Source organism: Clostridium sp. JS66, assembly GCF_033561535.1.
In the GTDB taxonomy this organism is placed as follows: Bacteria; Bacillota; Clostridia; order Clostridiales; family Clostridiaceae; genus Clostridium_AM; species Clostridium_AM carboxidivorans.
Genome location: NZ_CP131467.1, coordinates 3583215 through 3598107, shown reverse-complemented (window position 1 = coordinate 3598107; position 14893 = coordinate 3583215). Strand labels below are relative to the sequence as shown.

Here is a 14893-nt window from a genome sequence, read left to right as displayed (position 1 = left end):
TGTCATTAAGTTTCCATAATAGACAAGCTGACATTGCATTTTATATAATGTCAGCTTTATGTTTATTTATACAACTTATGAGAAAAGGTGAATAATTTTGTAATAATTGTTATAATGAAGATGTATTGTATTTTTAAATGATTTGCATATTATATTTAGAAAGGTGAGGAAAAAGAAAAATGAAATCTAAGTTTAAATTTATAAAGAATAAGAAGAAATTAGGAATTATATCAGTTGTTCTAATTATAATTGTAATAATAGGAATATCTTCTTATTCAAAGGCTCAAAAATCTCAAATAAAAAGCGTGAGTATATCTAAGGTTATCAAGAAAAATATAGCTCAAAGTACTGTGGTTTCTGGAACTATACAACCTAATTATAGAAATGAAATAACTTTGGGTAATACTCAAAAGGTGTCAAAAGTATTAGTAACAGAAGGACAAGATGTAAAAAAGGATGATGTCTTGGTTCAAATGGATTCATCTGATTATAAAAATGAATTAAATAAAGTACAAGCAGATTTAAGCAATGCTCAAAGTACAATGACACAAGTTCCAGGAGGACAAGCAAAAAATGGTAGTGGGTCAATTTCAACAAGTTCTATAAGAGCCCAAATTGATAGCTTAAATGAAAAAATAGCTCAATGTGATATAAAATCTGGTGTAGATGGAAAAGTGGTAAAAGTTGATGCAAAAGAAGGCCAAGTTCCACAAACAGGTGATAAGATAATAGTAGATGATAATTCAAAGTATAAAGTTTCTATAGATATGAGTCAATATGATGCTATGAAGGTTTCAAAGGGACAAAAGGCTATTGTTAAAATAAAAGGAAATGACAAAATGAAGTATATTGGTTCTGTTACAGATGTTGGTCAAATAGCCCAAACAAAGATGGATGATAAAAATGCACAGCAGGAAGCTAAGGTAAATGTTATAGTAACTCTTGATGGTGCAGGTACAGGTGACAGTATAAAATCAGGATATAAGGCTGATGTAGAAGTTGTATTTAATGAAAAACAAAATGCAATTGTTATGGGTGTAGATAGTATAAAACAAGATAAGGCTACAAAAAGAAAGTATGTTTACATAGTAAATTCTGAAAACAAAGTTTCAAAAAAATATATAAGAACTGGAATTGAAACTGATGATGCAGTAGAAATTATAAGCGGTCTTGCACAGGGAGAAAAATATGTAACTAATCCTTCCGATTCACTTAAAGATGGTGAAATTGTAAAAGATGCTTCAAAGGCCCAAACAGGAGGGACCAATAAGTGATAATTAAATTGGAGAATTTAGTTAAAGTGTATGATACTGGATCAATAAAACTTAGAGCTTTAAAGGAAATTAATTTACAAATTGAAAAAGAAGAATATGTAGCTATAATGGGTGCTTCTGGGTCTGGAAAGTCTACTCTTATGAATGTTCTTGGATGTTTGGACAAACTTACAGAGGGAAAGTATTACTTAGAAGATGTGGATGTGTCTTCACTAGATGACAATAGCTTAGCTGAAATAAGAAATAAAAAAATAGGATTTGTATTTCAAGCTTTTAATTTACTTCCCAAACTTACAGCTATGGAAAATGTTGAACTTCCAATGATGTATGCAGGAATACCTAAGCATGAAAGAGAAAAGAAAGCAAAAATAGCATTAGATAGGGTTGGATTATCTAACAGAATTCAGCACAAACCTAATGAAATGTCAGGGGGACAAAAACAGAGGGTTGCCATTGCAAGGGCTTTAGTTAATAATCCTTCTATAATACTTGCAGATGAACCTACTGGAAATTTAGATAGTGTTTCAAGTGAAGAAATAATGGGTATTTTTCAAAGCTTGAATGATGAAGGTGTAACTATTGTTATGGTTACACATGAACCTGATATAGCTATGCACACAAAAAGAAATGTAGTTTTTAAAGATGGAACTATAATTTCTGATAGTTTAGTTGCAAATAGGACTATAGTTGGGGGGCAAAACTAATGAATGTAGAAGAAGGCTTTAAATCTGCACTGCAGAGTATAAAGTCGAATAAATTAAGATCTTTGCTAACTATGCTTGGAATAATAATAGGAATATCTTCTGTAATAACTATAGTTTCTATAGGTGCTGGAGCAAAAGAATATATTGCAGGGGAATTTCAGGGGGTAGGTAGTAATGTAGTTAATGTGCGTTTAAATCAATCTTCAGATAAATCCATAGAAAGGAAGGACTACTTTACTATGGATGATATTGATCTTATAAAGGATAAGATACCTGAAGTTACACAGGTAGTTCCAATGCTTTCAGGTAGTGGAAATTTGAAGGTTCAGAATAAATCTAGGCATGCAGAGATTGTAGCATCAACACAAGGGTATGACAAGCTTTCAGGCATAAAAATGATCAGTGGAAGATTTTTAAATCAACATGATGTAGATGCAAGATCTAGTGCAGCAATTATAGATGAAAAGACAGCTGGAAAGTTATTTCGTGGAACTGATAATGCAATTGGGGAGGATATTGAGCTGACATCGGATAATGGAGAAGTAAATTTTCATATAGTTGGTGTATATAAAGATCCTAATGCAAATTTGGGAGAAGCATCAGATAATGCTCTCGGTGGAGTATTCATACCTATAACAACAGCAGATAGGTTGATTACAAATACTAATATTAGTTATATGTCAGTAATGTTATCAGATATGAGTAAAGCAGATGCGATAAGCTCTAGTATAATAAGAATTCTTGAAAGTAAACATCAAAGTAAAGGTATATATGTAGCTGAAAATGGATTTAAAGGACTTGAAGCTGTAACCAAAGGGCTAAGTGTTATAACAACTATACTTGGTGCTATTGCAGCTATATCACTCTTAGTAGGTGGAATTGGTGTTATGAATATAATGCTTGTATCTGTAACGGAAAGAACTAGAGAAATTGGTATAAGAAAAGCAATTGGAGCAAAAACACGTGATATAAAAGTACAATTTCTTATGGAATCTATAATCCTATGTCTTATAGGAGGAATAATTGGTACCATTTTTGGTATAACTACAGGTAAGATTGTTGGAGCCTTCTTAAAAATACATATTCCAATATCCATAGGGATAATACTAATAGCATTTTCATTTTCATCGGCAATTGGAATATTCTTTGGATTATATCCAGCAACCAAAGCAGCAAGGTTGGATCCTATTGAAGCTTTAAGATATGAATAATATGAAATGCTTTTTATAGATAAATTAATGGAATTTATTAAATGATTTTTGTGTAAGTCTGTTATATAAGCAGGCTTATTTTTTATTTAGTAGGAATTTAAAACTCTTTTGGTAAAGAGGAGTTAAAGAATATAAAATTAGCATTTGAATGAATTTTCATATACAATTGTGTAATATTAATAAAGAAAGAAGAGTAATATCCTCATTTTGTTAAGAATGTACACATATATTACAAAAAATGGTTTATTTCATTAAAATATGGAATACATACTGTATATTTTGCCTGATTCTGTGGTATAATTTTCATGTATCTTTTAATTTAACATTGGCAAACGGAGGGAAACATAATGTTAGAATGGATGAAAAATAAATGGAAATTGACAGAACATGATATTGAACAAGCTTCTAATGAAAAAAATATCATTAATATTAAAAAAACAAATGAATTAAGTCTTTTAAAACGTAACCAACAATGTATAGTAACAAGAATAAGTGAAAAAATTAAGGAAACTGATTTTGCAACTGAAAATTTGATATCGTTAACACAAAATATTGGGGAAAATGTAGAAGTACAAATGGAATCTATAGAAAAAGTTGTGAATGAAGTAAATAATTATTCAGCTTTGGCAGAAGAAGTTTTTGCAAGTACTGAAAATTCAAAACAAATAGCAGAAAAAACAATGGGAATAGCTAGAGAAGGCAGCAAGGCTGTGGATAATTCTATACAAGCTATGGGTGATATTGGGATATCTGTTAAAGCTGTTAAAGAAGTTGTAAATGAATTAAGCTTAAAGGCAAAGCACATAAATGAAATGCTCACAATTATAAAAGACATAGCGGACAACACAAATTTATTATCTTTAAATGCATCTATTGAAGCAGCAAGAGCTGGAGAAGCTGGTAAAGGCTTTGCAGTAGTTGCCAAAGAGGTTAAAGAGCTGGCTCAAAGAAGTTCAGAATCAGCAGAGCAGATTTCAAGTACAATTAATGAAATAAATTTGAGCATAGATAAAACTATAAATGCCATGGATAAAAGTATGGGTAAGGTACAGGACGGAAATGAAATTGCAAATAATACTAAGGAAGTATTCAATAATATAATAAATGCTGTTAGCACTACTAGTAATGTAACAGAAGAAATTAATACTGCCATTTCAAAACAAACAGAAAGCTTGGAGAGTATTATCATTTCAACAGAAGAAATGAACAAAACTTCCGAAAAAGTTATGGAAATGATAGAAACTACCACATTAAATACTCAGTATACAAAAACTACTTTAAATATTCTTTCAAATGTTGCAAAAGATCTTCAAAGTATATCAACTAAGCTTCTTGAAAAAATTCAAGGAGAAGATAAAAATGAATCAGTAATTAAAACTTTTTTGAGTGAAGCTCCGCTAGGATATGATCCTCAATTAGCTTTTGATGCACAAAGTGGTCAAATTTTATATAATGTCCATGGTGGATTATTATTGATTAGTTCAACAGGTGAGATTACCCCAGGAGTTGCTAAGAGTTGGTATGTTGAAGAGGATAACTTAACTTGGATATTCAATTTAAGGAAAGGTGCTAAGTTTCATAATGGAAGAGAAATAACTGCTGAGGATGTAAAGTATTCTTATGAAAGATTGTTAAGTCCTTCATTAAAATCGCCTAATGCTTGGTTCTTAGAACAAATTGAAGGTTCTGAAGAATATTCAAAAGGACTATCAAAAGAAGTAAAAGGAATAAAAATACTTGATAAATATAGAATTTCCATTAAACTAACATCTCCATATAGTGGATTTCTACTTAATTTAGGACAGTATATTTGTTGTATATTGTCTAAAGAAGATCTTGAAAAAGGACAATTGGTAGGTTGTGGACCATACATAATAGAAAACAAAGAAAAAGATAAATGTACACTAACTGCATTTAAAGATTACTTTGGTGGAGCGGCATATGTAGATAAAATTATTGTAGAATTTGAAGGGGGACAAGCTACTGGTAGTTTTGTTAACAAAGAATGTGATTTTATAACAGTAGATAATAAGAAACAGATAGAGGAATTATCGGCTGCTAAAATTTTAAACATAAAGTATAAAAGTGTTATGGGAACTTATTATGCTGGATTTAATTTGAAGTCCAATTCTATTTTTGCAAAGGATAATGAAATTAGGTATGCTTTTAACTTAGCAGTTAACAAGAAGAAAATCATTGATGAAGTTTTAGGTGGACTTGGAGAAGAGGCAAGAGGACCTATGCCTCCTAACATGATCGACAATGGATATTTAAAAGATTTAACATATAATCCTGCATTAGCAAGGGAAATTTTAAATAAAAAGCATGGACTAATAGGAAATATAAAGCTTAGGGTTTTGATTAGAGATGAAAGTAGTGAATCTACCTTCAATGAAATAACGCAATTTATTATAAGCGATTTAGAAAACATAGGAGTTGAATGTGTTTTAGGGAAGGTAAGTCCAGATAAGTATTTGAAACCTGAATCAATTAGTAAATGTGATTTATTTTTAAGTAGGTGGATTTCAGATACTGGAGATATGGATAATTTTCTTCAACCAATGTTTAATCCAACAAATGTTACAGATTTCACTGGATATAATAATTCAGAGGTGACAAGTATGATGAATAAAGCTAAAAAAATGGTAAATCCTCATAAGAGAATGGAAATATATAAAGATTTGCAGAAGATAATAGTAAAGGATGCTCCTTGGATATTTTTATATCATCCTCAGGTAGGATATGTTTTTAGAGATGGAATTATAGGTGTAAGAGTTAATCCTCTTGGAATAGTTAGGTATGAAGATATAATTATGGAAAGTGTAAAATAGCATAAAAGATAAATCACTCAACTTTTACAGTTTAAAAATATTGTGACACAAGCACATGTAAGCGAAGTGACTAGTTTGAATTTTAACTTTTATCATATATCACGGAGTAAAAGTTAAAATTCAAACTTCTACTGTACTCTTATGGCGCAATATTTTTGCTTTATAAGTCTTTTACAATATTTTCCAACTAATTCGCCATGGCTGATAATTCTTCAATACTAGCAGAAATTTCTTCTGTAGCAGAAGCTTGTTCTTGACTTGCTGCTAGGGATTCGCTACTTTCTTTATTAATCTCATTCATTTTATTTTTTATCTCTTCAGTTAATACTTTAATTTGAGGTACAGTTTCTTTTGATTGTGTGGATAGTTGTCTAATTTCATTAGCTACAACAATAAGTGGTATTGTAATAGTAATCAATCTTTGTCCATATTTTTCTCTTGGTACTTTTTCATTCAAAATTTTTCCCTCATTCATTGCCCTTACAGCAATAGTAGTTTCAGATACGCTAGACCCTTCTTTAAAAATATCCATATCAAGCTTTTGGAAAGTCACTTTCCATTTTATTGTACGATTTTCAATGAATAGGAACATTATTCCAGTAGAAACTATTGTTTAATTTTGGAGAATATCTTTAAAATTATTATAAATTCAATATATAATCTAAAATAGGATCTTTCTTATTTACATAATCATTTATAGATATTTCAATTATTTTATCTGGCATAAAAGTATTTAGTTTATCATCCAAGCTGCCTTCTGAGTCGTTGTCATCAGCTTCATTAAACTGTGTAGAATATCCTACCTCTATTTTTGAATTAGGAAGAGTAAGATGTTTCACAGCACCATAATGACTAGGCTTAGCACTAGTAGATTCACCTACAAATGTTGCATTAGTTTGTTTCTTTAAAAGAACTGTGTCAACCATCGCTGCAGAAAAGGTATCTCTTCCAACTATAACAAATAAACTATTTTTATTGTTCAACTTGCTATTTTTTAATTTATCTATAATAGGAACTATGTATTTATCACTGCCGCCTCCATTAGTTCTCATATCAATTACAAATTTATCTACAGGATGCTTGTCAATAAACTTTAACATATCAGTTATAAAATCTTCTATTTTAGGAGCCTTTTCATCTTCGTCTGGATTACATTTATTGTATTTGAAATATAAAGTTTTTTCTTTATCTAAATACTTGTACCAATAATTTAACTCTGTTTTTTGCATATATAAAGGATAAGAGCTGTCAGGAGATTGATTTACAATTAGATTGTCACCTTTGCCTCTATCTACAGATTTTATATTAATATCAAAGCTTTCTCCCTTATCATTTTCAAAGGTAAATACTGCTTTTTCTGTATCTTTAGTAATTTTAATTCCATGAAGAATTTCAGGATTTGATAAATATTTAGGTATACCTTTTTTAATCATCCCTTCATTTTCAGCAACAATTAAAGGAATAATTGCTTGTTTAACTTTTTCTATATCTATTCCGTTAATCTTCACAAGCTTTGAGTAAAGAGCTTCTTTATATTGACTAGTGGTATTAATTACATATATTCCATCCTTAAAGTAATAAAATTGTACAGGATATATTTTAGAAAATTCTTTATAGGCAGAGGAATGAGCATCACCAATAGACGCCATTATCTTATAAATCCCAGCTACAATCTCATCATCATTTGATTTATCTACAGAGTTTTTCAAGTTGCTTATATCATTATGAAATTGCTCTTTACTGGTTTTAAAAAATAAATTTGCATGTTTTTTAGGAAGAGCTTCTTCTAAATAGCTTAAATCTTTTTTCCACTTAGCATTTCTATCTCCACCTAAATATTGTGATTCACAGCCAGTGGAAAATATAATTGAAAAAATTAAAACAAAACAAAAACTAATTTTTATAAATTTACTCATTGTTGAACTCCTTTTTATATGAAAAATCTAATTTATCTCTTTCTTATTGAATTCATAGATACAAATTGGCATAAATAGAATAAAAAATAAAGTACTAGAAAATATAATATGATTAAGATTAATATCTTTATTAAAATAAAAATATTGTGTGGAAACATAAGGTGCCATTAAAGGAATATAGTCAGCATAAGCGAAATTACTTCCCATAAAGCCTGTTGTGATGAAGCTTAATATACCATACACTGTTGGCATTATGATATTTTTAGTGGTATTTGCAATTAATATTGGAATTGGAATTAATAAAAATTGAAATAGCATAGAAACTATATTAGCTTTTATATAATTCATTATAGGAGCATATGAAGGTACTATTCCATTTGCTATGTAATAACTTAAACTTGTAGATATACCTTGAATGAAATAAACCATAAAAATCAAGACATATATTGTAATTAATTTTGATATAAAGAGTTTTATTCTACTAATGGGATAGGAATATAATATGTTGGCAGTTTTATCTGTAAATTCTCTAGAAAGTACGTACCCTGCTATCAAAGAAAATAAAACTGGGTTTAATATTATAAGATTCATCTGTTCTATATTACATGCAAATTTTTCAAAGGACATACTTATACCTGCAACTAAATTTCCAATTATCATAAGTATACTCATAATCATTCCACTAATTAATACTATAGATGAAATATAGGATTTTTTTAACTTTAAAAATTCTGAATATATTATATTTAACATTTAAATTCCTCCGCTAAACTTAATTGAGATCCATCTTATTGAAATGGTAAACAGATAAAAACATAAATATACCAAAGGTAAACACAGCGCTAATGCTAATTAACACAAAATCTATAGGGTCTCCTGCATGAAAATAATACATAGGTATTACAGGAAGCATTAAAGGAGAAAACTGCATATAAATAGCTGAATACATAGAACCTACAGCTATAGTACACATACAAGAAAGGGCTCCCAATACCCCATACACTACTGGAAAAATAGTATTTTTTGTTATATTGGCAATTAATATAGGGATAGGCATCAATATAAATTGCATTAGTAATGAGCATACGTTGACCTTCATATCTGTAATAATAAAGTTATTGGAAGGAAACTCATGCCAGGCTATACATAAACTTAAATACATAGCTAAGAATTGAACAACATATATAAATGAAATTATTATATATAAGGTTACTAATTTGCCTATAAATATTTTTGTTCTGCTAATTGGGTAAGTATATATTACATTATCTGTTTTATCAGCAAACTCCCTGGAAAAGATATATCCGGCAATCAAAGAGAATAAAACTGTATATAAAAAGCAAAAACAATTGACTTCTATATTGGCTCTGTAATCTTTAATAAATGTATATTTTAAAACACTTGTAATACCACTATAATCATTTGAAAGTGACACAATAAATGCAATTGCAGGTAAAAAAACTGAAGCAATTACTGCTGTAGTAAACAAATAGGATTTTTTTAGCTTTAAAAATTCAGAGTATATTATATTAAACATTTAATTTCCTCCTGTAAGTCTTAAAAAGTAATCTTCTAAGCTGTCTGCTTTTAAACATATCTCATCTACAAATAGATTGTTTGAAACCAATATTTTATTTATATTTGAAGCTTCTTGAAGTTTTTCATAAATTCTTAAGTTATTTTTTTCCCATATAACATAATCTTTTATATCCAATTTTTGTTCTAAAAGAAAGGAAGCTTTCTTGTCATCGTTCACCCTAATATTTATATAATGCCTGTTCCTTTTTTGTAACTCATCATAAGGTATTTCTTCTAAAAGTTCACCTTTATGAATTATTCCAATCTTATTTGCCATTTGCTGAATTTCACTTAATATATGGCTGGATATTAAAAAAGTAATACCTTGTTTATGTGATAAATCAATAATTAATTCTCTAATTTCCTTTATTCCCATAGGATCAAGACCATTGGTAGGCTCGTCTAATATTAAAAATTCAGGATGATGTAGGAGAGCTCTAGCTATCCCAAGCCTTTGTTTCATACCAAGGGAAAATTGTTTTACCTTCTTGTCTTTTACATCTTCTATTCCTACTATTTTTAAAGAATCTACTATACAATCTTTCTCTTGCATACCCATCATTCGTCTGTGTATTTCTAAATTTTCTTTAGCTGTCAGGTTTGGATAAAAGCCTGGATATTCTATCATAGATCCTACTCTTTGAAGAAGTCTTCTATTTTTACTTGAAGCTTTTTCTGAAAATAGTTCTATTTCTCCAGAAGTTGTTTTTATAAGTCCCATAATCATTCTTATGGTAGTGGTTTTGCCTGCACCATTTTCACCAAGGAAGCCATATATATCACCTTGATTAATAGTCATATTTAAATTTTTAACTGCAGAAAAGTTTTTAAATTCTTTAGTTAAGTTATAAGTTTTAAGAATACTTTCCATGTCATCCTCCTATGATAGCAGAAATATTTTTGCTGCCGCTTATTTAAATTTTAGTTCAGTGAAGTTATCACTGCTCCATACTTATAATATACAACATAATCCTTACATGGCTTTTACACAGTTCTTACAATTTTCTTAAATTTAAAAAATAAGGTAAAACAAATATGTTTTACCTTATCTTTTATTTGAAAATTTAGACAATGTAAATGTAAAAGCTGTTTTTTCAAAGGGTATACTACTTACAGAAATGGTTCCTCCTAGGGCCTCTACTAATTTTTTAACTATGGTAAGTCCCAATCCGCTGCTTTTCAAATTTAATTTTCTTGACTTTTCAACAGTATATAGCCTATCAAATACATAATCTATTTCTTCTTTAGGTATCCCTATGCCATTATCCCATACAGATATAAAAACATTGTTCTTATCGCAAGTTAAATTAACTCCTATTATGGTACCTTCAGATCCATATTTTAAAGAATTATTTATAAGATTATTTAGTATCCTATTTACTGCTTTTTCATCTCCAAAAGCATATATATCTTCTTCAGGAATACTTATTTGTGGCTCCATATTACGTTTCTTTAATTCATTAAAAAATGATATTATATTTTGCCTTACAATTTCAGATATATTTACTTTTCTTATATCCAATTTAACATCTTTAGATTCAAGCTTGGAAACTTGAAAAAACTCTTCCATAAGACTATATAAGTGATTGCCCTTATTGTAGACTATTTCTATATATTTTCTTTTTTCTTCTTCACTTAATGTAGTATCATTAAGCACAAGTTCTATATATCCAAGCATTGAGGTTAATGGAGTTCTAAGATCATGTGATATGTTAGATATCATTTTTTTTATTGAATCTTCATTTACTTTATTCTTTTCAAATATCTTTTGCATTTTTATTATTAGGCCATTTAATTTTATGCATAATATATTCACAGGCTTCATGTGATTTTGAAATCTTATTCTCTGATTAAAGTTTCCTTGTACAACTTCATCTACTGTTTTACTTATGTAGTTTATTTTTTTAATCAGTGATACTATTAAAATTATAAGAAAGATTATTATAATACTCAAAATATATACCAATAACTTCATTTTATTCACCAAGCTTATAACCAATTCCCCATACAGTGACTATGTATTTAGGATCATTAAGGTTGTCCTCAATTTTATTTCTTAATCTCTTTATATGTACCATTACAGTATTATCATCATTTACATATTCATTCTTCCAAACATTATTAAATATTTGAGCTTTAGTAAATACTCTATCAGGATTTTCAAGAAAGAATTTTAAAAGTTCAAATTCTATGTGGGTTAAATTTAATTCTTTATTTTCTTTAAATACTTTATAATTTGAAGTATCTAATTTCAATTTATCATAGGTTAGAACAGAATTATGTTTATCTTCATTGTAATAAACGTATCTTCTAAGTTGAGCTTTAATTCTTGCAACTAATTCTCTTGTTGAAAAAGGTTTAACCATATAATCATCAGCACCCATACCTAGTCCGATAATTCTATCTGTTTCTTCATCCTTAGCTGAAAGGATAATAACTGGAGCATTATTAACAGTTCTAATTTGTCTAAGTACTTCTATTCCATCAACGTAAGGAAGCATTAAATCCAGTATTACTAGATTAAAGGAATTATTATATTTTTCAACAGCTTCTTTGCCATCAAAAAATTGAACTATATCATAGCCTTCCTTTTTTAAAGTATGAAAAATTAAATTGTTTATTTCTTCATCATCTTCTACAATTAAAATTTTTGATTTTTTCAAATTTGACACCTACTTTAAGCTTATTTATAAGATTTTAATGGGTCTATTAACACAATCAAAACCTCCTTTTACATGATTCATTTAAGAGATATGAGACTAACAAAGTTTTAAGTATTGAAAAAATGTTTAGTATAGCAGTATAAGAACTTTTTTCTTTATTATAACATAATCATCTATTCTTAAACACAGATAGAAATTTATGAAAGATGTAAGAATAAATTTGATGTATGTTCCAATGTTGTCATTGTGAGAATTTTATATATTAAAAATACAGTTTTTTCATATAAAGTAAAGTACAAAATTGCTAAAGAAAATAAAATTCATAAACGCATAATAAGATTAGAAGAAGAAGACACTAAAAATAGCTTCACTATTTTTATATCAATAAATCTTAAGGTAGCCATCAATAAGGATAGGAGGAAAAGAGAGATATGATAACAGAGACGAAAACAGCAGTAAAAGCAGGATGGAACTTAGACAATAGTTATGCACAATTGCCACAATCATTTTTTACAAGACTTAATCCAAACCCTGTATCTTCACCAAAGTTAATCATTCTCAATCATCCACTTGCAAAGTCTTTGGGATTTAACTTTGAAGAACTGAAAGATAATGATGGTACAGCCATATTTGCCGGAAATGAAATTCCTGAAGGAGCTGTACCCATTGCTCAAGCTTATGCAGGACATCAATTTGGACATTTTACTATGCTGGGAGATGGCCGGGCCTTGCTGCTTGGTGAACAAATTACCCCAAAAGGACAACGATTTGATATTCAGCTTAAAGGCTCAGGTAGAACACCGTATTCTCGTGGAGGAGATGGCAGAGCAGCACTTGGACCTATGCTTAGAGAATATATTATAAGTGAAGCAATGTATGGACTTAATATTCCCACAACTCGAAGTTTAGCAGTAGTTACAACTGGTGAAACAGTATTTCGTGAAAAAGAAGAGATTGGTGCAATTCTTACACGTGTAGCTGCTAGTCACTTGCGCGTAGGTACTTTTCAATATGCTTCAAACTGGTGCAGTGTAGAGGAACTTAGAGCACTAGCTGATTATACATTAAAAAGACATTTTTCAGAAATTCACAATGACGAAGACCGTTATCTTTCTATGCTTGATGAAATAATTAGACGTCAGGCTTCGTTAATTGCTAAATGGCAGTTAGTTGGCTTTATCCATGGAGTTATGAATACAGATAATATGACTATTAGTGGAGAAACTATTGATTATGGACCTTGTGCTTTTATGGATAGCTATAATCCAGAAACAGTATTTAGTTCCATTGACGTTTATGGAAGATATTCCTATGGTAATCAGCCTAATATTGCTGCGTGGAATCTATCTAGATTGGCTGAAGCATTACTTCCACTCATTAGTGATAATGAGGAGCTAGCTGTAAAATTAGCAAAGGATGCTGTTTCAAGTTTTGATGATTTGTATCATGATAATTGGATAACAGGAATGAGGGCAAAACTTGGAATATTTAATATAGAAATAGAGGATGAAGCCCTTATTGGAAAACTACTTAGTATAATGGAGAAATATGGTGCAGACTATACAAATACATTCCGTGCATTAACTCTTAATAAATCGGATGATATGATGATATTTGATACTGAAGAATTTGTTAAGTGGCATGAAATGTGGCAGACAAGGCTGGAGAGACAAAAGGAGCCAAAGGAATCCTCATATGAGTTAATGAAAAGCAGCAATCCTGCAATAATTCCACGAAATCATAGGGTAGAAGAAGCATTAGAAGCTGCAGTAAATGGAGACTATAGTATAATGGAAAAACTTAATGATGTTCTTTCAAATCCATTTGAATACTCTGCAAAGCAGGATGAATATGCTAAGCTTCCTAAGAAAAAAAATTGTGCTTATAGAACCTTTTGTGGAACTTGATATAAAATACTTGTACAGCTTAAATAGAAATTAGAAACTTAATTTTTTATATGGAAAATTTTTAATTTGATATAAGCATAATGCGGCGTAACTTATTTGGTTGAAAGTTGCGTCGTATTATTTTTAAAATTTGAAAGTTAATTTAAAATTTTTTACAAATAAATATTGAATTTTTAATCATACAATTGTATAATTATACATAAATGAATTATAAGTATAACCACATATGGTGGTTGATTTTTTTATTTTAACAAATATGAATTGGGGGTAGATCGATGAAAAATATGGCCTTTGTAGTTAGAAGAGCTACTTTTGAGGATGTTCCTCAAATAAAAGAGGTGTCTAAGGAAGCTTTTAAAATGTATGCAGAAAGGGCAGGAATAACAGATCTTGTTAGTCCGCTTAATGAAAGTTATGAAAGCTTAGAAAAAGAAATAGAAAATAAGGTTATGCTTGTAGGAATTGTAGATGGAGCTCTTGTTGGAAGTGTAAGAGTTGAAATAAAGTCAGATAAAACTGCTTATCTAAGTAGATTTGCTGTTAAAGAAGACTTTCAAAATAGAGGTATAGGGAAAATATTGATGAATGCAGTGGATACTGAAATGAAGGAAGCAGGAGTTACAAATTTATATCTTCATACTGCTTCTAGAATGTTATCACTTGTTAGATTCTATTATGGTAGGGGATTTTACATTGAATCAACAAATAAGGATAGAGGATATATTAGAGCATTATTATGCAAGGAATATAGTAATGAATCTGTTGAAGATACAATAACTGCTGGATATGATCATATTGCTACAGGCTAA

At 29.4% G+C, this 14893-nt stretch carries 13 protein-coding genes; 6 read left to right on the top strand and 7 right to left on the bottom strand.

Annotated features, from left to right (window positions below):
• Positions 1-179 precede the first annotated feature (179 nt).
• From Q6H37_RS16600 to Q6H37_RS16585, 4 genes are all read left to right on the top strand, one after another.
• The gene (locus Q6H37_RS16600; RefSeq protein WP_318734158.1) at positions 180-1274 is read left to right on the top strand and encodes an efflux RND transporter periplasmic adaptor subunit; all 1095 of its coding nucleotides are present in this window, start codon (positions 180-182) and stop codon (positions 1272-1274) included.
• Positions 1271-1978 (top strand): ABC transporter ATP-binding protein, encoded by a 708-nt coding sequence (locus tag Q6H37_RS16595; protein WP_318734156.1) that lies wholly within the window; start codon positions 1271-1273, stop codon positions 1976-1978. The genes Q6H37_RS16600 and Q6H37_RS16595 overlap by 4 nt, the downstream gene beginning before the upstream one ends.
• Complete coding sequence (locus Q6H37_RS16590) at positions 1978-3189, top strand: ABC transporter permease (RefSeq protein ID WP_318734154.1); 1212 nt, start codon at positions 1978-1980, stop codon at positions 3187-3189. The genes Q6H37_RS16595 and Q6H37_RS16590 overlap by 1 nt, the downstream gene beginning before the upstream one ends.
• A 347-nt stretch (positions 3190-3536) precedes the next feature.
• On the top strand, positions 3537-6020 hold the full coding sequence (locus Q6H37_RS16585; RefSeq protein ID WP_318734152.1) for an ABC transporter substrate-binding protein: 2484 nt from the start codon (positions 3537-3539) through the stop codon (positions 6018-6020).
• A gap of 187 nt (positions 6021-6207) precedes the next feature.
• Here Q6H37_RS16585 and Q6H37_RS16580 read toward each other — a convergent pair whose 3' ends face one another.
• From Q6H37_RS16580 to Q6H37_RS16550, 7 genes are all read right to left on the bottom strand, one after another.
• Positions 6208-6573, bottom strand: coding sequence for a hypothetical protein (locus tag Q6H37_RS16580; protein WP_318734150.1), 366 nt, complete (start codon positions 6571-6573; stop codon positions 6208-6210).
• An 88-nt stretch (positions 6574-6661) separates the two neighbouring features.
• A complete protein-coding gene (locus Q6H37_RS16575) occupies positions 6662-7936 on the bottom strand; it encodes a peptidase S41 (protein WP_318734149.1) in 1275 nt (424 codons plus the stop codon).
• 27 nt (positions 7937-7963) lie between these two features.
• Entirely contained in the window at positions 7964-8689 is a 726-nt protein-coding gene (locus Q6H37_RS16570) for an ABC transporter permease (RefSeq protein WP_318734147.1), read from the bottom strand.
• A gap of 19 nt (positions 8690-8708) precedes the next feature.
• The gene (locus Q6H37_RS16565) at positions 8709-9473 is read right to left on the bottom strand and encodes an ABC transporter permease (RefSeq protein WP_318734145.1); all 765 of its coding nucleotides are present in this window, start codon (positions 9471-9473) and stop codon (positions 8709-8711) included.
• Entirely contained in the window at positions 9474-10385 is a 912-nt protein-coding gene (locus tag Q6H37_RS16560) for an ABC transporter ATP-binding protein (RefSeq protein ID WP_318734143.1), read from the bottom strand.
• 174 nt (positions 10386-10559) lie between these two features.
• Positions 10560-11489, bottom strand: coding sequence for a HAMP domain-containing sensor histidine kinase (locus Q6H37_RS16555; protein WP_318734141.1), 930 nt, complete (start codon positions 11487-11489; stop codon positions 10560-10562).
• Position 11490: 1 nt separating this feature from the next.
• Positions 11491-12177: a response regulator transcription factor gene (locus Q6H37_RS16550; RefSeq protein ID WP_318734139.1), complete on the bottom strand. Its 687-nt coding sequence runs from the start codon at positions 12175-12177 to the stop codon at positions 11491-11493.
• Positions 12178-12608: 431 nt separating this feature from the next.
• Between Q6H37_RS16550 and Q6H37_RS16545 the strand changes: the two genes are divergently transcribed.
• Together Q6H37_RS16545 and Q6H37_RS16540 are read left to right on the top strand one after the other, a co-directional pair.
• On the top strand, positions 12609-14084 hold the full coding sequence (locus tag Q6H37_RS16545; protein WP_318734137.1) for a protein adenylyltransferase SelO: 1476 nt from the start codon (positions 12609-12611) through the stop codon (positions 14082-14084).
• Between the two features lie 275 nt (positions 14085-14359).
• On the top strand, positions 14360-14893 hold the full coding sequence (locus Q6H37_RS16540; RefSeq protein WP_318734135.1) for a GNAT family N-acetyltransferase: 534 nt from the start codon (positions 14360-14362) through the stop codon (positions 14891-14893).